Here is an 18,866-nt window from a genome sequence, read left to right as displayed (position 1 = left end):
CGCATCTACTGGTTCCAACCGTACCCCGCCACCCCGACAACGGTCAGGGTGAGTCCCGCACAGCGAGGTCCAGTGCCGCCTCCACCGCCCCGGACCGCACGGCGTCCCGGTCCCCCGTCAACGCCAGGCGTCGCGTCCGTAATCCGTCGGGGGTCAGGCACGCCAGCCAGACCGTCCCGGCGGGATGTCCCTCGCTCGGCCCGGGGCCGGCGACCCCGGTCGTCGCGATGGCGACGTCGACGCCGAGGACGCGGGCGGCCCCCTTCGCCATCTGCGTCGCGACCTCCTCGTCGACCGTCCCGACCCGGGCGACCAGCTCGGGGTCGACGCCGAGGACCTCGATCTTGACCGCTGGGTCGTAGGCGACGACGGATCCGCGGAAGACCGCGGAGGCCCCGGGGACGTCGACGATCGTCGCCGCGAGCCGACCACCCGTCAGGGACTCGGCGGTGCCGAGGGACCACCCGACGGCGCGAAGGGAGGCCAGCAGCCCGGCGGCACCCGCCGGCGAGCCGTCAGCGGCCGCCACTGGCCCGACGGGCGCGCTTCATCCGGGCGCGATCGCTCGTGGTCCGCAGGGTCAGGGCCTTCATGACGTAGTCGATCGCAGTCGCGATCGTCACGACGAGCGCGGCGACGAGGATGAGCCAGGCGATCCCCCGCCACAGCCACTCGACGGGCAGGCTGCTCAGCGGGATGACGAAGAGCCCGATGGCCAGTGCCTGGAGGAAGGTCTTGACCTTGCCGCCACGGCTGGCCGGCATGACCCCGTGCCGGATGACCCAGAAGCGCAGGAGCGTGATGCCGAGCTCGCGGGCGATGATGACGACCGTGATCCACCAGGGGATCTCGCCGATCATCGACAGCGTGATGAGGCCGGCGCCCGTCAGTGCCTTGTCGGCGATCGGGTCGGCGACCTTGCCGAAGGTCGTCACCAGCCCCTTGGCCCGGGCCAGGTCACCGTCGATGCGGTCGGTGATGATCGCGACGGCGAAGACGCCCCAGGCCCACCAGCGCGTCGCCGGGTCCTCGCCGCCGTCACGCAGCACGAGCCAGACGAAGACGGGGACGAGCAGGATCCGCAGGACGGTCAGCGCATTGGGGAAGTTCCACGGGCTCGGCTCCGGGATCGGCATCGAGATGCCCTCCGGTGCCTCCGGGGTGGGATGGTCCTGGCTCACGCCAGGACCTCCGCGACGAGGTCGATGCCCTCGGTGCCGACCACCTCGGCAGCGACGAAGGCGCCGATCTCGACACCCTCGAGCGCACCGGTCAGCAGCGTGACGCCGTCGACGTCGGGGCCCTGGTGCGCGGCGCGGCCGCTCACCTCACCGCTCTCCTCGTCGACGTCCTCGACGAGCACCTCGACGACCTGGCCGATGCGCTCCTCGGCACGCTGCGCGGTGAGCTCCTCCACGAGCCGGGTGAGGCGGTCGACCCGCGTGGCGATGACATCGGGGTCGATCTTGTCTGTGAGCAGCTCGCCCTCGGTGCCGTCCTCGTCGGAGTACCCGAAGACCCCGACCACGTCGAGCCGCGCCCCGACGAGGAAGCGCTCGAGCTCGGCGACGTCCTCCTCGGTCTCCCCGGGGAACCCGACGATGACGTTGGAGCGGATGCCGGCCTCGGGCTGGCGCTCACGGATGCCCTCGATGAGGCCGAGGAAGGAGTCGGTGTCACCGAAGCGGCGCATCCGCCGCAGCAGCGGACCGGAGGCGTGCTGGAAGGAGATGTCGTACCACGGCACCACACCCTCGGTGCTCGCCATCGCCCGCAGCAGGCCGGGGCGGATCTCGGCGGGCTGCAGGTAGGACACCCGGACGCGCTCGATGCCCTCGATCGTGGTCAGCTCGGGCAGGACCTGCTCGAGGAGGTCGAGGTCGCCGAGGTCCTTGCCGTAGGACGTGGAGTTCTCGCTCACGAGGAAGAGCTCACGCACGCCCTGGGTGGCGAGCCACCTCCCTTCGGCCACGACGTCGCTCGGGCGGCGCGAGACGAAGGCGCCGCGGAAGGCCGGGATGGCGCAGAAGGCGCAGCGCCGGTCGCAGCCAGAGGCGATCTTCAGCGGCGCCCACGGCTTGTCGTCGAGACGGGCGCGCGGGAGGTCACCAGCGCCGTGACCCGGCACGGAGAGCTCGCTCGCGTCCCGCTCGACCGGGGAGATCGGCAGCAGCCTGCGGCGGTCGCCCGGGGTATGGGCCTCGGGGGCGTGCCCGTCGAGGACCGCTCGCAGGTGGCTGGACATGTCGGCATACGAGTCGAAGCCGAGGACCGCGTCGGCCTCGGGCAGCTCGTCCGCCAGCTCCTTGCCGTAGCGCTCGGCGAGGCAGCCGACCGCCACGACCTTCTGCGTGCGTCCGTGCTCACGCAGGTCGTTCGCCTCGAGGATCGCGTCGATCGAGTCCTTCTTGGCCTGCTCGATGAACCCGCACGTGTTGACGACGGCGACGTCGGCCTCGGCCGCGTCGTCGACGAGGGTCCAGCCCTCCGCCGACAGGCGCCCGGCGAGCTCCTCGGAGTCCACGTCGTTACGGGTACACCCCAGGGTGACGAGGGCGACGCTACGGGTGGGGACGGACATGCCCCCCACTCTAGGTGCTCGGTGCAGGGCGACGGACACCGTCAGCTGCGGGCCCGCATCACGGTGAGGGCGACCAGACGCGAGATGACCATCGCGACGTAGAGCACGCCGCTCAGCTGCTCGATGATCACTGCCGCTCTGGCGTGCGGTTTGACTGCGCCCACATCCGAGAGCCCGACACTGGTGAGGTTGGCTCCGGAGAAGTAGAGCAGCTCGAGGAAGGTCTTGCGGCCCTCGCCGGTGTGACCGGTGAAGGAGCCGGGCGCCAGAGTCTGGATTGCGACGAAGAGGTAGGCGAAGCCGAAGAGCAGCACGGTGAAGGCCGCCCCGACGGCGAAGAGCTCGTCCTTGGTCACCCAGGTGTCGGCGAACATGTACGAGACGAGGCCGTAGGCGACATAGAAGTAGAAGACCGCCAGGAGCGCGTGCGCGGTGAAGCCGACGACGTGGTCGGCAGGTTCGAGGACGGACCAGACCTCGAGGACGAAGGCGGGAAAGCCGATCAGCAGTGCGAGCCACGTCAGGGCCGGGGTGGAGCGCACGACCCAGATGCCGAAGGTCACCGCGAACAGCGACAACGACGTGATGACCACGCGTCCCCAGGGTTCGGACTCGACCCACGGCAGCAGGATGATCGCGAACAGCTGGATCGCGACGAGGACAGCGGATGGCTGCTTGCGCACCACTGCGGCCCAGTACCGGGCACCCGTCGGTCGGCTGTCGAGCTCGTACCAGGCCTTCGTCATGCGGCAACCCTAGACTCGCCCGTCGCCGACGGCCCGCTGATCCTGCCCCCGCTCCTGCGCCGGCCGGTCAGTGACGGTCGGTGAGGGACCAGGCGTCCTCGTCGTCGTCCTCGGTCCACTCCTCGACGACCTCGGTACCGATGGGGTCCGTCAGGTAGCGGTTGTGCGGCGCAGCCGGTGATCCCTCGCGCACGTCGATGACCGCGGTGTCCCCGGCGGCGGCCTCGGCCTCGGTGACGACGACGGCCTCGTCCTCGTCGTCGTGGGGGTCGCCCTCGTCCCCGGTGGACGCCGGCGGCTCCTCGCCGCGCATCAGGGCGAGGGTGGTCGGCAGGTCCTCGGGCGTGATGAGCACGTCGCGGGCCTTGGAGCCCTCGGACGGACCGACGACGCCGCGCGACTCGAGCAGGTCCATGAGGCGACCGGCCTTGGCGAAGCCGACGCGCAGCTTGCGCTGGAGCATGGAGGTCGAGCCGAACTGGCTCGTGACGACGAGCTCGGTCGCCTGGAGCAGCACGTCGAGGTCGTCGCCGATGTCCTCGTCGATCTGCTTCTTGGGCGTCTCGGGGGCGACGTCCTCGCGGTAGGTCGGCTTGAGCTGACCGGTCACGTGGCTGACGACGGCCTCGATCTCCGACTCGGTGACCCAGGCGCCCTGGACACGCATCGGCTTGGACTTGCCCATCGGCAGGAAGAGCGCGTCACCCTGGCCGAGCAGCTTCTCCGCGCCCGGCTGGTCGAGCACGACGCGCGAGTCGGCGAGCGACGAGGTGGCGAAGGCCATCCGTGAGGGGACGTTGGCCTTGATGAGGCCGGTGACGACGTCGACCGAGGGTCGCTGGGTCGCGAGCACGAGGTGGATGCCGGCCGCGCGCGCGAGCTGGGTGATGCGCACGATCGAGTCCTCGACGTCTCGCGGGGCGACCATCATCAGGTCGGCGAGCTCGTCGACGATGACCAGCAGGTAGGGGTAGGGCTGGATGACCCGCTCGCTGCCGGGGATCGGCTCGACCTTGCCGGCCCTGACGGCCTTGTTGTAGTCGTCGAGGTGCTTGTAGCCGAAGGTCGCGAGGTCGTCGTAGCGCATGTCCATCTCGCGCACGACCCACTGCAGGGCCTCCGCCGCCTTCTTGGCGTTGGTGATGATCGGCGTGATGAGGTGCGGGATGCCCTCGTAGGCCGTCAGCTCCACGCGCTTGGGGTCGACGAGCACCATCCGCACCTCGTCGGGCGTGGCCCGCATGAGGATCGAGGTGATCATCGAGTTGACGAAGGAGCTCTTGCCGGAGCCGGTGGCGCCGGCGACGAGGAGGTGCGGCATCTTCGCGAGGTTGGCGATGACGTAGCCGCCCTCCACGTCCTTGCCGACGCCCATGACCATCGGGTGCTCGTTGTTGCGGGCGACGTCGGACCGCAGCACGTCGCCGAGGCAGACCATCTCCTTGTCGGCATTGGGGATCTCGATGCCGATGGCGGACTTGCCCGGGATGGGGCTGAGGATGCGCACGTCGGCCGAGGCGACCGCGTACGCGATGTTCTTCGACAGCGCGGTGACCCGCTCGACCTTCACGCCCGGGCCGAGCTCGACGACGTACCGGGTGACGGTCGGGCCGCGGTGGAACCCGGTGACCTGCGCGTCGATGCCGAACTCGTCGAGGACGCTCGTCAGGGACTCGACGACCTTGTCGTTGGCCGCCGAGCGCTCCTTGTGGGGTGCGCCGGGCTTGAGGTGCTGGCTGTCAGGGAGCGTGTAGGTGACGTCGCCGGCCAGGGCCAGCTGCTCGACCCGCTGCGGCAGCTGGGTCGTGGGCGGCGGCTCCAGGGCCGGCTTGTCCGCACTCCTGATCGGCGCGACGACCGGGTTCTTGGTCGGCCGCTTCTCCCCCGGGCGGGGACCGTCGGTGGCCGCGGCATCCGCGGCCGGCTCGTCGACCGCGTCGACGGGCGCGGCGGCGCCCTTGCGCTTGCGTCCCTTCCCCGCGGGCTGGACCACCGCGGCCTGGTCGAAGGCGGTGTCGCCGTCGCGCTCGCCCAGGTTCTCGTCGTCGTCGAAGGTGCGCCGACGCCGGGCCCGCGCGACCGCGGCCTGGGGAGCGTCCCCCTTCGCCGCGACGTCGGCGCTGGTGACGTGCGAGGGGACCTCCCCGGTGAAGGCGGCCCGGACGTAGGCCAGGCGCTGCGGCACCTCGTGCAGGGGGGTGCCGGTGAGCAGGAGGAGGCTGAAGAGGCCGAGGAGGACCAGCAGGACGATGGCCGGCCACTCCGTGACCGCCGTGGTCAGGGGGTCCGCGGCGAGGAAGCCGACGATGCCGCCCGCGTCCCGCATGGGCCCGGCGCCGTCCGGCGGCTGCGGGATGTCCTTGGAGACGTGCGTCAGGCCGGAGACGGCGAAGAGCAGCCCCGCCGTGCCGAAGCCCAGGCGAGCGTCGGCCGCGGACTCGCCGGCCGAGCGCAGCAGGCGGACCCCGAGGAGCAGCAGGACGATCGGCAGCGCGTACGCCACCCGGCCGAAGGTGCCCGCGAAGACCGCGTGCACGACGTCACCGAAGGCGCCCGACAGGCCCCACCACTCGCGGACCGCGACGACCAGGGCCAGCGCGAGGGCCAGGAAGCCCCACCCGTCGCGCCGGTGCTCGGGCTCGATCTCGCCGGCACTCGTGCCGATCCGGCGCACGCCGGCGCCGGTGGCGTGGGCGACGCCCACCCACGTCCTGTGGACCGCGACCAGCGGCAGCGGGAGACCACCGCCGGACGCGGCCTTCTTGCGCGGGGCGGCGGTCTTCCCCTTCGCAGCGGACGTGCGACCCGACGGACGGGTGCTGCCCTTGGGGCGCGACGAGGCGCCCTTGGTGCTGCGCGAGGAGGTCGACGGACGAGTGGCCATGTTCCGCAGGTTAGGCGAAAGCCCCGCCCGACACACGCGTCACACGCGCAACAACGGCAACCTGTGGAGATCGGGGAGCGGCCCCGGCACCCGCCGAGTAGCGTCGCCGCCGTGGACGCACGCACCCTCATCGTCGCCCTCCTGGCGCTCGTCGGCGGCGTGGTCGGGTACCTCTGGCTGCGCACCGGGACGTACCGGCGGGAGGACGAAGGGGGTCCCCTCCCCCGACACCTGTGGGTCCTGCCGGTCGCCCCCTCCGTCGGGTGGGCGATCGCCCGCGGGCTCTCCGACCTGCCGTGGCCGGTGCTCGCGGCACCGCTCTCGCTGGCCCTCGCCGGCCTCGTCCTCGCCGCGGTGGACGCCGACGTCCACCGCCTGCCCAACGCGATCACCCTGCCCCTGGTCCCCGTGCAGGCCGTGCTGCTCACCCTCGCCTCCGCCGCGACCGGCGAGTGGGAGGCGTTGCAGCGGGCCGGGCTCGCGGCCCTGCTCGTCGGGGGCGGGACGCTCGCGCTCGCCTTCCTCCTCTTCGGCCGCTCGATCGGGATGGGCGACGCCAAGCTCATGGTCTCGATCGCGCCGACGCTCGCCTGGCTCGGCTGGACGCACCTCGTCGTGGGGGTCTGGGTGGGCTTCGTCATCGGTGGACTCGCCGCTCTCGCACTGCTGCTCGCGCGCCGGGCCGACCGGGGGACGCACCTCGCCTTCGGCCCCTACCTCGTCGCCGGAGCGGTCATCGCCGTCGCCCTCGGCTGACGTCCCAGGTGGCGAGACGCGCCTCGCCTCCTCTCGACACGGACCCACCGGTGTCCGATATAGTTATCCGCAAGGTCACGAGTACCAGCGACAAGCCCCGGCTAGCTGGTCGGCAACCCTCCTCCGCGGTGGGGTGCTCCGGGTGACGACCTGGCCGGCGATGCCATTGTCGCCCGGCAAGCGCGGACTCGTGGTCGACACCCGGGTCCCTGACGGACCAGGAGCATCCCCATGACCGTGTCCCACGTGCAGCAGACCTCGACCGACCTCCCCCGCCTCGTCTCCGAGTGCCTGACCTACCGCGACCGCGACGGCTCGACCGTCGAGTACGCGCACCTCGACCACGGGGCGACGACCCCGGCCTTCGAGGCCGTCGCGCAGGAGGTCGCCACCGCCGCGGTGACCTACTCGTCCGTTCACCGCGGTGCCGGCTTCGCCTCCCGGGTGACCAGCTCGCGCTACGAGCAGGCTCGCGAGAGCGTCGCCGACTTCGTGGGGGCGCGTGAGGACGACCAGGTCGTCTTCACCCGCAACACGACCGACTCCTTCAACCTGCTGGCCCGGGCGCTGCCGGCGGGCACGAAGGTCTTCGTCTTCGCCTCCGAGCACCACGCGGCGCTCCTCCCGTGGGGCGACGCACTGCGGCTGCCCGTGCCGCACAGCCGCGACGAGGCCGTCGAGCTCCTCGAGCAGGCCCTGCGCAACCACCCCGCCGAGCACCGCCTCGTCGTCGCCACGGGCGCGTCCAACGTCACGGGCGAGCACTGGCCGATCGAGCGCCTGGCCGCGGTCGCCCGCGAGCACGACGCCCGCTTCGCCCTCGACGCCGCCCAGGTCGCGCCGCACCGTCGGGTCGACATCGCTGCCCTCGGGATCGACTGGGTCGCCTTCTCCGGCCACAAGATCTACGCCCCCTTCGGCGCCGGGGTGCTCGTCGGCCGCAGCGACTGGCTCGACGCCGCCGACCCCTACCTCGCCGGTGGCGGCGCCACCGCCCGCGTCGGTCTCGACACGACCGAGTGGACCTGCGGTCCGGCCCGGCACGAGGCCGGCTCCCCCAACGTCCTCGGCGCGATCGCCCTGGCGAGGGCCTGCGAGATCATCGCCGAGCGCGAGCGGCCGATCATCGACCACGAGCAGGCCCTGCGCATCCGACTGCTGAGCGGTCTGGCCGGGATCGAGGGTGTGCGCGTCCACACGCTCTTCGGCGGTGGAGAGGGCGCCCCCGTCGCGGCGATCACGGTCGACGGCCACGACAGCAGCGAGGTCGCGCGCATCCTCGGCGACGACCACGGCATCGGTGTGCGCGACGGCAAGTTCTGCGCGCACCTGCTCGTCGACGACCTGCTCTTCGAGCACGAGCAGGACACCGCGGTGCGGATCAGCGCGGGCCTCGGCACCACCCCGGCCCACATCGACCGGCTCCTCGGCGCCCTTCGCGCCCTCTGACCCTCCTCGGGTGAGGTCGAAGGGGGGACCCGGCAGTCCCCCTTCGCTCAGCAAGAGAAACCTCGCCTTCGCAAGAGTCTCAAACTCTTGCGAAGGCGAGGTTTATCGGGTCACCCGAGAATCCTGGGACGCCCGGGGCACCGTCTCCTAGGCCTCCACGACCACCGGGATGATCATCGGGCGGCGACGGATCTTGCCGCCGACCCAGCCACCGACGGCACGGCGCACGACCTGCTGCAGCTGGTGGGTGTCGGTCGTGCCCTTCCTGGTCGCCTCGTCGAGCGCGGCGATGATCTTGGGCTTGACCTGGGTGAAGATCTCGTCGTCCTCGGCGAAGCCGCGGGCGGTGATCTCGGGGCCGGCGATGACCTTGCCGGTCGAGGAGTCGACGACGACCATGACCGAGATGAACCCCTCGTCGCGCAGGATGCGGCGGTCCTTGAGCAGCTCCTCGGTGGTGCCGCCGACGCTCGAGCCGTCGACGTAGACGTACCCGCAGGGCACGGCGCCGGCGATGCGGGCGCGGCCGTCGACGAGGTCGATGACGACACCGTCCTCGGCGAGCACGACGTGGTCGGGGTCGACCCCGGTCTGGATCGCCAGCTCGGCGTTGGCCACGAGGTGGCGCCACTCGCCGTGGACCGGCATGACATTGCGCGGCTTGACGATGTTGTAGCAGTAGAGCAGCTCGCCGGCGCTCGCGTGACCGGACACGTGCACCTTGGCGTTGCCCTTGTGCACGACGTCGGCACCCAGGCGCATGAGGCCGTTGATGACGCGGTACACGGCGTTCTCGTTGCCGGGGATGAGGCTCGAGGCGAGCAGCACGGTGTCCCCGTCGCCCACGTCGATGCGGTGGTCGCGGTTGGCCATGCGCGACAGGGCCGCCATCGGCTCGCCCTGGCTGCCCGTGCAGATCAGCACGACCTCGTTGTCCGGGTAGTTGTCGAGCTTCTTGACGTCGACGAGCACGCGGTCGGGCACGTGCAGGTACCCCAGGTCCGCAGCGATGCCCATGTTGCGCACCATCGAGCGACCGACCATCGCGACCTTGCGGCCGTTGCGCTCGGCGGCGTCGAGCACCTGCTGGACGCGGTGCACGTGGCTGGAGAAGCAGGCGACGATGATCCGGCGCTGCGCCTTGTGGAAGACGGTGTCGATCGCGGGACCGATCTCGCGCTCGGGCGTGGTGAAGCCCGGCACCTCGGCGTTGGTCGAGTCGGTCATGAAGAGGTCGACGCCCTCCTCACCGACGCGGGCGAAGGCCCGCAGGTCCGTGAGGCGACGGTCCAGCGGCAGCTGGTCCATCTTGAAGTCACCGGTGTGCAGGACCGTGCCTCCCCCGGTGCGCACGAAGACCGCGAGCGCGTCGGGGATCGAGTGGTTGACGGCGATGAACTCGCAGTCGAAGACGCCGAAGGACTCGCGCCCGCCCTCCTTGACCCCGAGGGTCCAAGGCTTGATCCGGTGCTCCTTGAGCTTGGCCTCGACAAGGGCCAGCGTGAGCGTCGAGCCGACGAGCGGGATGTCGGGCTTGTGCTTGAGCAGGTAGGGCACGGCGCCGATGTGGTCCTCGTGGCCGTGCGTGAGGACGATGGCCTGCACGTCGTCGAGCCGGTCGAGGATGTACTCGAAGTCCGGGAGGATCAGGTCGACGCCCGGCTGGTGGTCCTCGGGGAAGAGGACGCCGCAGTCGATGACGAGCAGCTGGCCCTCGTGCTCGATGACCGCCATGTTGCGTCCGACCTCACCGAGGCCGCCGAGCGGGATGATGCGCAGCGCGCCCGGGGCGAGGGCGGGCGGCAGCAGCAGGTCGGGGTGCGGGTGGCTCATGCTGCCCCGATCCCGGAGGCGGCCAGACCCTTGCGCAGGATGTCGAGGTGCTCGTCCGGCCCCTCGACGTAGGGCAGGCGCACGCTCGCGTGCTCGATGACGCCGAGCTCGACGAGGGCGGCCTTGGCCATGATCGCGCCCTGCGAGGTGGACATGATCGCGTTGGTCACGGGGATGAGGCGGTGGTGGATCGCGCGGGCGGCGGCGAGGTCACCGGCGTCGACGGCCTCGACCATCGCCCGGTACTCGCGCCCGGCGACGTGGCCGACGACGGAGACGACGCCGTGGGCGCCCTGGGCGAGGTGCGCGAGGTTGACCTCGTCGGCACCGGAGAACCACAGCAGGTCGGTCGCGGCCATGACCTCGGAGGAGGCCCAGAGGTCGCCCTTGGCGTCCTTGACGGCAAGGATCCGCTCGTGGTCGGCGAGCGCGATGAGCGTGTCCACGGCGAAGGGGGTCGCGGTGCGCCCCGGGATGTCGTACAGCATGATCGGCAGCTGCGCCGCGTCGGCGATCGCGCGGGTGTGGGAGAGCAGGCCCGCCTGCGTCGGCTTGTTGTAGTACGGCGAGACGACCAGCAGGGCGTCGGCGCCGGCGCGGGTCGCGGCCTGCGACATCTCGATGGCGTGCGCCGTGTTGTTGGAGCCGACACCGGCGGTCACGGCCAACCGGTCACCGGCGGCCTCCTTGACGGTCTCGACCATCGCGATGCTCTCGGCGGAGCTGAGGGTCGGCGACTCGCCGGTCGTGCCGTTGACGACGACACCGTCGTGTCCGGTGGCGACGAGGTGCTCGACGAGGTCGGTGACACCCTTCGTGTCCACCGCGCCGTCTGGGGTCATCGGGGTCACCATCGCGGTGATCACCCGGCCGAAGGGGGAAGTCGTCATGCGTCTCAGGGTAGCCGTCGGTGGGGACGTCTATCGTGGCGCCATGCGCCAGTACCTCGACCTCCTCGAGCACGTCCGCGACCACGGGGTCGACAAGTCCGACCGCACCGGCACGGGGACCCGCAGCGTCTTCGGCCACCAGATGCGCTTCGACCTGGCCGCGGGCTTCCCGGTGCTCACGACCAAGAAGCTGCACCTGCGCTCGATCATCGGCGAGCTGCTGTGGTTCCTGCGGGGCGACACCAACGTGCGCTGGCTGCAGGAGCGCGGCATCAGCATCTGGGACGAGTGGGCCGACGAGCAGGGCGACCTCGGTCCCGTCTACGGGCACCAGTGGCGCTCGTGGCCCGCACCCGACGGCTCGAGCATCGACCAGATCGCCGGGGTCATCGAGGGCCTGCGCACCAACCCCGACAGCCGGCGGCACATCGTGTCCGCGTGGAACGTCACCGAGGTCGGGGACATGGCGCTGCCGCCCTGCCACACGATGTTCCAGTTCTACGTCACGCCGGCGAGCGAAGGGGGCAGGCCCACCTTGTCCTGCCAGCTCTACCAGCGCAGCGCCGACGTCTTCCTCGGTGTCCCGTTCAACATCGCCTCGTACGCGCTGCTGACGATGATGGTCGCCCAGCAGGTCGACATGGAGCCGGGTGAGTTCGTGCACACCCTCGGTGACGCGCACCTCTACCTCAACCACCTCGAGCAGGCCGACCTGCAGCTGACCCGCTCCCCCGGCCCGCTGCCGAGGATGGAGATCGCCCACCGCGACTCGATCGACGCCTACGAGATCGAGGACTTCACCCTCGTCGGCTACGAGGCCGCCCCGAGCATCAAGGCACCGATCGCCGTATGAGCCGGCCCCGCCCCGTCCCCGAGGACCTGCGTGGCCGCGTGCCGCTCGTCGCCGCCTCGTACGCGGTGATGACCCGCGAGGGCGCCTCCGGCACCGAGGTGCTGCTGCAGCTGCGCCGGGGCACCGGCTTCATGGACGGCTGGTGGGCGTGCGGCGCCGCCGGCCACGTCGAGGACGTCGCACCGCCCAGCGAGGCGCTCGCCCGCGAGGTCGACGAGGAGCTCGGCGTGCGGGTCGTCACGGCGTCGCCGCTCACCACCGTGCAGCGCTCGACGCTGGCGGGACGTCTCGAGCAGCGCGCCGACTTCTTCTTCCACGTCACCGACTGGGTCGGCGAGCCGACGTTGCGGGAGCCGGACAAGGCGGCGGACCTGCGGTGGTGGCCCCTGGCCGGGCTGCCGGCGCGGGTCGTGCCGCACGAGCGGGTCGTGCTGGAGGGGCTGCGTGACGGGGGGCTGCCCCCCTTCGTCGAGCTGGGCCACGACCAACGGCTCGTCCTCGTCGCCGCGCTCGGCGCCAACCGTGCCATCGGCGTCGACGGCGGCATGCCGTGGCACCTGCCCGAGGACCTCGCGCACTTCAAGGCCCTGACCATGGGCGGGGTGATGATCATGGGCCGGCGCACCTGGGACTCCATCGGGCGCGCGCTGCCCGGGCGCACGACGATCGTCGTCACCTCCGACCCCGCCTGGTCGGCCCCCGGCGCCGTCGTCGTCCACTCGCTCGCCGAGGCCCTCGTCGCGGGCGGCCCCGGAGAGGTCTTCGTCGTCGGGGGCGGCGAGATCTACCGCCAGACCATCGCCCTGGCCTCGCGGCTGGAGCTGACCGAGATCGACGCCGCGCCCGACGCCGAGGTCTTCTTCCCCGAGGTCGACCCCACGGCGTGGCACGAGGCGCGGCGCGAGGCGCGAGAGGGCTTCGACTTCGTGACCTACGAACGGAACCCCCTATCAACCGCAGAGGTTGTTTCCCGTTCAGATCAACCTTAGGGGTTGATTTGGCGATGGATTCACCTATGGTGTTGACATGAGCACCGTGGCCACCCTCATCGGAGACGTCGTCGGATCCCGGACCACCCCCGACCGTCACGCCCTGCACGACGCCCTCGAGACCGCCCTCGAGACCGTCAACACGACGACCTCGCCCGTCCAGCCGCTGCGGATCACCGTCGGCGACGAGTTCCAAGGTGCCTGGACGCGCCGCGGCGAGGCGGTCCACGCGGCCCTGGTGCTGCGCCTGGCGCTCCTGCCCGCCGTCGACACCCGCTACGGCCTCGGGTTCGGCGAGGTGACCGCACTCAGCGACGACGGCGCCGTCCAGGACGGTCCCGGCTGGTGGCTGGCGCGCGAGGCGATCACCCGCGCCAAGGACGACGAGGAGCGTACCCGCGCCGACGGCCGGGTCGTGCGCACGCGCTGGTGCGAGGACTCCCCCACGGGCCTGGCCATCGACGCCGCCGTGCGCCACCGAGACCTGCTCCTCGCCGCGCTCGACGACCGCTCGGTCCGCCTGCTGCGCGGGCTGCTCGCCGGGCGCACCCAGCGCCAGCTCGCGGCCGACGAGGACATCTCCGCGGCTGCCGTCAGCAAGCGCGTCCACGTCGACGCCCTCGACCAGCTCATCCGCCTCGACGCCGACCTGGAGGTCCTCCCGTGAGCGTGCTCGCCGCCCTGCTCGTCGCCGTCGGCGCCGCTGACCTGCTGCGCAGCCTCGGCCCCCAACCCTCCGACGCCGGCCGCGAGACGCGTGGCGTCCCGGCCGCCGGCCTGCTCGTCCTCGTCGTCGTCGCGGCCGCCGCCGGCCTGCTCACGACCTGGGGCGGGGTCGTCCTCACCGCCCTGGCCGTCGTGGGCCTCGTCGCCTGGCTCGTCTGCGCGGAGCGGGCCGACCGCGGGAGCGGTCACGCCCGGGCCCTCGCGGTCTTCGCCCTCGCCGTGCTCGCGCAGCTCCTCGGGTCGGGGTGGGCGCCGCCGGTCGGCGGGTGGTTCGCCGACTGGCTCGCGTGGAGCCACCTGCCCTGGCAGCCCGATCCCGACCGGGCGCTCCTGCTCGCCGGCCTGGCCCTCGTCCAGCTCGCCACGGGCAACCGCCTGGTGCGCCTCGTGCTCGTCACCACGGGCGCCCTGCCGGCCCGACCGCTCCCGGGACGCAGCGACGGCGAGCTGCGCGGCGGGCGGCTGCTCGGCCCGCTCGAGCGGCTCTTCATCCTCGGCCTCGGCCTCGCCGGCGAGCTGACCGCGGCCGGGCTGGTCATCGCCGCCAAGGGCCTCATCCGCTGGCCCGAGCTGCGCTCGCACGCCGACGACGACACCTCGCCCGGAGCCCTCGGGATCGACAAGGTGACGGAGTACTTCCTCGTCGGCAGCTTCGTCAGCTGGCTGGTCGCGATGACCGCCCTCGTGCTCGCCTCCTGACGACCGGCGCGTCAGCCCGGCACGTCGATCCACGCGAGCGCCGGCTCGACGAGACTGCCCAGCCAGACGCGGCCGTCCTGCTCCCGCACGCCGGTGGCCATGTGCCAGTCGGTGGCGTCCGCCGACAGGTCGTGCACGAGCACGCCGGAGTCGTCGTGGGCCGTGACCCGGACGGTGCGGCGCGGGCTCGGCTTGAGCGCGTCCGGCAGCCGCAGCGCCAGGTCGCGCACCCGCTGCGGGCCGCGCTGGAGCAGGCCGAGGACCGGGTCCGGCGGGGAGGCGATCGCCGACCAGACGAGGCCGTCGGAGCCACGGGAGATGTTGTCGGGATACCCCGGCAGCCCGTCGACGAAGACCTGCTCCGCGGGAGGCGCGGCGGCACTCCCTTCGTCCCCCACGACGTGACCCGCCGCCGGCCGGCCAGCGTCCAGCCCGACCCGACGGATCCGCCCGAGCGCGCACTCGGCGACGAGGACGGCGCTCTCGTCCGCGAGCAGCGCGACGCCGTTGGCGAAGGCCAGCCCGTCGAGGACGGTCTCGACGCTGCCGTCGACGTCGCGGCGCAGCAGGCGACCGCTGCGGGTGTGGTCGACGAGGTCGGACTTCCACTCGTCGATGCCCCACCGACGCGAGGAGTCGCTGAACCAGACCGTGCCGTCCGCGGCGACCGCCGCGTTGTTGGTGAAGGCCAGACGCGTCCCGTCGACGTGCGTCACGAGCTCGTCGATCCCCAGGTCGCCGTCGACGTCGACGGCGAGCAGGCCGCGGCGTGCGTCGCACACGAGGAGGCGGCCGTCCGGCAGCCACTCCAGTCCGAGCGGTCGGCCGCCGGTCTCGACGACCCGCTCGCTGCGACGGCCGTCCGGGGTGATGACGATCACCGCCCCGTCGGCGGTGCCCGTCCACACCCGCCCGTCCGGCCCGAGGAGGACGTCCTCGGCTCCGGCGCCGGGCACCGGCACCGTGGTGATCTCGACGGTCGTGGGCTCGTGGTGGTCCATGACCCCACCCTAGGGACGACGGGCGGAGGAAGGGAGGGCCAGCGTGCCCTCCCTTCGCCGCTTCGTATGCTGGCGACGTGCCCATCACCAGCGAGACCACCGATGCCGTCACGGTCCTGACGATCGACCGCACCCATCGCCGCAACGCCCTCGACCTGACGACGCTCGAGGAGCTGCACGCAGCAGTCGTCGCAGCCGTCGGGTCCGGTTGTCGCGCGCTCGTGCTCGCCGGTGCCGAGGGGCACTTCTGCGCGGGCGCCGATCTCACCGAGCTCGAGGACGTGTCCTTCACCGAGCGGCTCGCCGAGGTCCTCCAGCACCTCGCCGGCGTCCCGATCACGACCGTCGCCGCGATCTCCGGCTCGTGCATGGGCCTGGGCATGCAGCTGGCCGTCGCCTGCGACCTGCGCGTCGTCGACACCCCGGCCCGCTTCGCCGTGCCGGTCGCCAAGCTCGGCCTCATGGTGGACAAGTGGACGCTCGACCGGGTCGCGCGCTGCTGGGGCGAGGGCGCCGCCCGCCACATGGTGCTCACCGCCGCCGTCCTCACCGAGGACGACGCGTGGCGGCTCGGCTTCGCCCAGGTCCGCGGCGGCCTCGACACCGCGGTCGACCTCGCCCGCTCCGCCGTGCCGCTCGCACCCCTGTCGCAGGCCGGGTCCAAGCTCGGGATGGGCACCGCCCCCGGCCCCGACGGCGACTACTCCGCCGCCTTCGCCCGCGCCTGGGCGAGCGAGGACCTCGTCGAGGGCCAGCGTGCCTTCGGCGAGCGCCGCACCCCCACGTTCGTCGGCCGCTGATGACCACCGCCGACGCCAGCGTCCGCAGCGCCACGGTCAACGACGCACCTGCCGTCGGGCAGACCCAGGCGCTCGTGTGGCAGGAGGCCTACGACGGCATCGTGCCGCCGCAGGTGCACGCCGCCTTCGACCCCCAGTCCTTCGCCACCGCCTGGCGCGACTCCCTGCGCACGCCGCCCCAGGGGGTGCACCGCCTCCTCGTCGCCTGCGCCGGCGAGCAGGTCGTCGGCTTCGTCGCGATCGGTCCGAGCCAGGACCCCGACGCCGGGCAGGCGACCGGTGAGGTCACGGCCCTCGGCGTGCACCCCATGCACCGCCGGCAGGGCCACGGGTCGCGACTCGTCAACGCCGCTGTCGACATCCTGCGCGAGGCGGGCGCCGAGCACGTCGCCGCCTGGTGCCTCGTCGAGCACGAGGGGCTGCGCGCCTTCCTCACCGGCTCCGGGCTCGAGCCGGACGGCGCCTACCGCGACCGGGTCGTCTCCCCCGACGGTGCCACCGCACGCGAGGTGCGCCTCACCGCGGCGGTGGCGGCCCCCCCTTCGCCCTCGTGAGCGAAGCCGTGCGTGAGGTCGCCAAGGCCCGCAAGCAGGGGCTCTCGATCGGCATCGCGAGCGGGACGTACGGCATCAGCTTCGGCGCCCTGTCGATCGCTGCCGGGCTCGACCTGTGGCAGACGATGGCGTTGTCGCTGCTGCTCTTCACCGGGGGCTCGCAGTTCGCCCTCGTCGGGATCATCGGCTCCGGCGGCAACCCCGTGACGGCCGTCGCGACCTCGACCCTGCTCGGGATCCGCAACGGCCTCTACGGCCTGCAGCTCGCCCGGATCCTGCGACTGACCGGGTGGCGCCGGGTCACCGCCGCGCAGCTGACGATCGACGAGTCGACGGCGATCTCGCTGGCACAGAGCACACCCGAGGGGCGCCGGGCCGGGTTCTGGGCCGGCGGCACCGGGGTCTTCGTCTTCTGGAACCTCTCGACGCTGCTCGGCGCGCTCCTCGGCAACGCCCTCGGCGACCCCCGGGTGTGGGGTCTCGACGCGGCGGCGGCAGCGGCCTTCGTCGCCCTCATCTGGCCCCGGCTGCAGGACCGCACCGGTCGGGTGACCGCGGCGCTCGCCGCCGCGATCGCCCTCGTCATGCTCGTGCCCACGCCTGCCGGCGTACCGGTCCTGCTCGCCGCGATCGCCGCCGTCGTCGTGGGCCTCCTCGACCGCACGCCGAGCACGGCGCGCGACATCGAGCAGCCCGAGGGGGACCTGCTGTGAGCACGACCGCCCTGTGGGTCACCGTCCTCGCCGCGTGCGCGCTCGGCTTCGCGGCGAAGTACGCCGGCTACCTGGTGCCGGAGTCCCTCGTCGACGGACCGAGGCGCTCGCGGATCATCGGCCTGCTGCCGGTCGCGCTGCTCGCCGGGCTGCTCGTCACCCAGAGCGTCGGCGGTGGCGACGGGATCGTCCTCGACGCCCGGCTGGCCGCCGTCGCGCTGGCCGTCGTGCTGATGTGGCTGCGGGCGAACTTCGTCGTCGTCATCTTCGGCGCGGCCGCCCTGGCCGCAGGCCTGCGCGCACTCGGCTGGGGCTGACGGACCCGACCCCGGGTCTCACAGGCCCAGGACGTGCTCCAGGCCGACCGTGACGCCGGGGTGCTTCGCGACCTCACGCACACCGGTGAGGACACCGGGCATGAAGGAGACCCGGTCGAAGGAGTCGTGGCGGATCGTCAGCATCTCGCCCTCGTTGCCGAGGAGGACCTCTTGGTGGGCGACGAGGCCGCGCAGGCGGACCGCATGCACCGGGACGCCCTCGACGCGCGCACCGCGGGCGCCGTCCGGGTCCTCCGTCGTCGCATCCGGGACCTCGCCGAGCCCCGCCTCGGTGCGCGCCTGCGCGATGAGCTCGGCGGTACGGGTGGCGGTGCCGCTCGGGGCGTCGACCTTGCGCGGGTGGTGCAGCTCGACGACCTCGACGGACTCGTAGAAGCGCGCGGCCTGCTTGGCGAACTGCATCATCAGGACGGCACCGATCGCGAAGTTGGGGGCGATGAGCACGCCCACTCCCCCCTTCGCCTCGACCTCGGTCCGCAGGGCGGCGGCGCGCTCGTCGGTCCACCCGGAGGTCCCGACGACGACGTGGACGCCGCGCTCGACGCAGTGGCGGACATTGCGCTCGCTCGCGGACAGGACGGTGAAGTCGATGGCGACGTCGGCGCCGCCGAGGTCACCCAGGTCGTCCCCGTCGTCGAAGCGGGCGACGAGCTCGAGGTCGTCCGCCCCCTCGACCGCCTCGCACGCCGTCGCACCCATGCGCCCCGCGGCGCCGATCACTGCCACCTTCGTCGTCATGGGCACAGCCTACGAAGGGGATCCGCACGCGACGCCACCGGCGGGTTGTTCACCTTCTGTTCATGTCGGTGCTATGGTCCGACATGAACACAAAGTGAACAGGAGGTGTCCGTCATGACCGTTACCCATCTCGAGCAGGCCGATCCGAAGAAGGCCGAGACCACTCGCCCCACCCCGAGGCTGACCTGCACCTGGGTCGCCGTGCGCGGAGAGGACGGCGAGACCCGCATGGAGATGCGCTGGCTCGACGAGACCCGTCGCACCGCACGTCACGCTGCCTGAACGAGCCACCGCTCCCCCAGCCAGGAAGCCCCGC

At 72.3% G+C, this 18,866-nt stretch carries 20 protein-coding genes and 1 riboswitch; of the genes, 11 read left to right on the top strand and 9 right to left on the bottom strand.

Annotation, left to right across the window (positions count from 1 at the left end; genetic code table 11):
• Positions 1 to 43: 43 nt before the first annotated feature.
• The 5 genes from JT1_RS03085 to JT1_RS03065 form a co-directional block, all read right to left on the bottom strand.
• Complete coding sequence (locus JT1_RS03085) at positions 44 to 529, bottom strand: CinA family protein (protein ID WP_068322872.1); 486 nt, start codon at positions 527 to 529, stop codon at positions 44 to 46.
• On the bottom strand, positions 516 to 1,136 hold the full coding sequence (gene pgsA / locus JT1_RS03080) for a CDP-diacylglycerol--glycerol-3-phosphate 3-phosphatidyltransferase (protein WP_068323445.1): 621 nt from the start codon (positions 1,134 to 1,136) through the stop codon (positions 516 to 518). The genes JT1_RS03085 and pgsA overlap by 14 nt, the downstream gene beginning before the upstream one ends.
• Before the next feature lie 41 nt (positions 1,137 to 1,177).
• The gene (rimO, locus tag JT1_RS03075; protein ID WP_068322870.1) at positions 1,178 to 2,581 is read right to left on the bottom strand and encodes a 30S ribosomal protein S12 methylthiotransferase RimO; all 1,404 of its coding nucleotides are present in this window, start codon (positions 2,579 to 2,581) and stop codon (positions 1,178 to 1,180) included.
• Between the two features lie 41 nt (positions 2,582 to 2,622).
• The gene (locus tag JT1_RS03070) at positions 2,623 to 3,327 is read right to left on the bottom strand and encodes an ion channel (protein WP_068322867.1); all 705 of its coding nucleotides are present in this window, start codon (positions 3,325 to 3,327) and stop codon (positions 2,623 to 2,625) included.
• A gap of 67 nt (positions 3,328 to 3,394) precedes the next feature.
• Positions 3,395 to 6,211, bottom strand: a complete 2,817-nt coding sequence (locus tag JT1_RS03065) for a DNA translocase FtsK (RefSeq protein WP_082807433.1) — start codon at positions 6,209 to 6,211, stop codon at positions 3,395 to 3,397.
• A gap of 111 nt (positions 6,212 to 6,322) precedes the next feature.
• Between JT1_RS03065 and JT1_RS03060 the strand changes: the two genes are divergently transcribed.
• Positions 6,323 to 6,967 (top strand): prepilin peptidase, encoded by a 645-nt coding sequence (locus tag JT1_RS03060; protein WP_068322864.1) that lies wholly within the window; start codon positions 6,323 to 6,325, stop codon positions 6,965 to 6,967.
• A gap of 73 nt (positions 6,968 to 7,040) precedes the next feature.
• Positions 7,041 to 7,156: riboswitch (SAM riboswitch) on the top strand.
• Positions 7,157 to 7,198: 42 nt separating this feature from the next.
• The gene (locus JT1_RS03055; RefSeq protein WP_068322861.1) at positions 7,199 to 8,416 is read left to right on the top strand and encodes an aminotransferase class V-fold PLP-dependent enzyme; all 1,218 of its coding nucleotides are present in this window, start codon (positions 7,199 to 7,201) and stop codon (positions 8,414 to 8,416) included.
• Positions 8,417 to 8,563: 147 nt separating this feature from the next.
• Here JT1_RS03055 and JT1_RS03050 read toward each other — a convergent pair whose 3' ends face one another.
• Positions 8,564 to 10,249, bottom strand: a complete 1,686-nt coding sequence (locus tag JT1_RS03050) for a ribonuclease J (RefSeq protein ID WP_068322858.1) — start codon at positions 10,247 to 10,249, stop codon at positions 8,564 to 8,566.
• Positions 10,246 to 11,139, bottom strand: coding sequence for a 4-hydroxy-tetrahydrodipicolinate synthase (dapA, locus tag JT1_RS03045; protein ID WP_068322855.1), 894 nt, complete (start codon positions 11,137 to 11,139; stop codon positions 10,246 to 10,248). Before dapA ends, JT1_RS03050 begins: the two co-directional genes overlap by 4 nt.
• Before the next feature lie 43 nt (positions 11,140 to 11,182).
• Between dapA and JT1_RS03040 the strand changes: the two genes are divergently transcribed.
• From JT1_RS03040 to JT1_RS03025, 4 genes are read left to right on the top strand one after another with little or no spacing between them, the layout of a single operon-like run.
• A complete protein-coding gene (locus JT1_RS03040) occupies positions 11,183 to 11,992 on the top strand; it encodes a thymidylate synthase (protein WP_068322852.1) in 810 nt (269 codons plus the stop codon).
• On the top strand, positions 11,989 to 12,981 hold the full coding sequence (locus tag JT1_RS03035; protein WP_068322850.1) for a dihydrofolate reductase: 993 nt from the start codon (positions 11,989 to 11,991) through the stop codon (positions 12,979 to 12,981). Before JT1_RS03040 ends, JT1_RS03035 begins: the two co-directional genes overlap by 4 nt.
• Positions 12,982 to 13,018: 37 nt before the next feature.
• Positions 13,019 to 13,648, top strand: a complete 630-nt coding sequence (locus tag JT1_RS03030) for a SatD family protein (RefSeq protein WP_068322848.1) — start codon at positions 13,019 to 13,021, stop codon at positions 13,646 to 13,648.
• Entirely contained in the window at positions 13,645 to 14,406 is a 762-nt protein-coding gene (locus JT1_RS03025; RefSeq protein ID WP_068322845.1) for a hypothetical protein, read from the top strand. Before JT1_RS03030 ends, JT1_RS03025 begins: the two co-directional genes overlap by 4 nt.
• Positions 14,407 to 14,417: 11 nt before the next feature.
• Here the strand turns inward: JT1_RS03025 and JT1_RS03020 are convergent, their stop codons facing one another.
• Positions 14,418 to 15,407 carry an SMP-30/gluconolactonase/LRE family protein gene (locus tag JT1_RS03020; protein WP_068322842.1) on the bottom strand — a complete coding sequence of 330 codons (990 nt, stop codon included), beginning with the start codon at positions 15,405 to 15,407 and terminating at the stop codon, positions 14,418 to 14,420.
• A 77-nt stretch (positions 15,408 to 15,484) separates the two neighbouring features.
• On the opposite strand from JT1_RS03020, the gene JT1_RS03015 reads away from it, so the two are divergent.
• Genes JT1_RS03015 through JT1_RS03000 form a run of 4 tightly spaced genes read left to right on the top strand, consistent with a single transcriptional unit; the run spans position 15,485 to position 17,791 of the window.
• Positions 15,485 to 16,207 carry an enoyl-CoA hydratase-related protein gene (locus tag JT1_RS03015; protein ID WP_068322839.1) on the top strand — a complete coding sequence of 241 codons (723 nt, stop codon included), beginning with the start codon at positions 15,485 to 15,487 and terminating at the stop codon, positions 16,205 to 16,207.
• Complete coding sequence (locus JT1_RS03010; RefSeq protein ID WP_068322836.1) at positions 16,207 to 16,761, top strand: GNAT family N-acetyltransferase; 555 nt, start codon at positions 16,207 to 16,209, stop codon at positions 16,759 to 16,761. The genes JT1_RS03015 and JT1_RS03010 overlap by 1 nt, the downstream gene beginning before the upstream one ends.
• Entirely contained in the window at positions 16,758 to 17,474 is a 717-nt protein-coding gene (locus JT1_RS03005) for an AzlC family ABC transporter permease (protein ID WP_068322833.1), read from the top strand. Before JT1_RS03010 ends, JT1_RS03005 begins: the two co-directional genes overlap by 4 nt.
• Entirely contained in the window at positions 17,471 to 17,791 is a 321-nt protein-coding gene (locus JT1_RS03000) for an AzlD domain-containing protein (protein ID WP_068322831.1), read from the top strand. The genes JT1_RS03005 and JT1_RS03000 overlap by 4 nt, the downstream gene beginning before the upstream one ends.
• Before the next feature lie 18 nt (positions 17,792 to 17,809).
• Here the strand turns inward: JT1_RS03000 and dapB are convergent, their stop codons facing one another.
• On the bottom strand, positions 17,810 to 18,550 hold the full coding sequence (gene dapB / locus JT1_RS02995; RefSeq protein WP_068322827.1) for a 4-hydroxy-tetrahydrodipicolinate reductase: 741 nt from the start codon (positions 18,548 to 18,550) through the stop codon (positions 17,810 to 17,812).
• 114 nt (positions 18,551 to 18,664) lie between these two features.
• Here dapB and JT1_RS18205 point away from each other — a divergent pair, with 114 nt between their 5' ends.
• Entirely contained in the window at positions 18,665 to 18,832 is a 168-nt protein-coding gene (locus JT1_RS18205) for a hypothetical protein (RefSeq protein ID WP_169701824.1), read from the top strand.
• Positions 18,833 to 18,866: the final 34 nt, after the last annotated feature.

The sequence above is a fragment of the Janibacter terrae NBRC 107853 genome (genome assembly GCF_001591405.1).
In the GTDB taxonomy this organism is placed as follows: Bacteria; Actinomycetota; Actinomycetes; order Actinomycetales; family Dermatophilaceae; genus Janibacter; species Janibacter terrae.
This window is presented reverse-complemented; position numbering and strand designations above follow the sequence as displayed.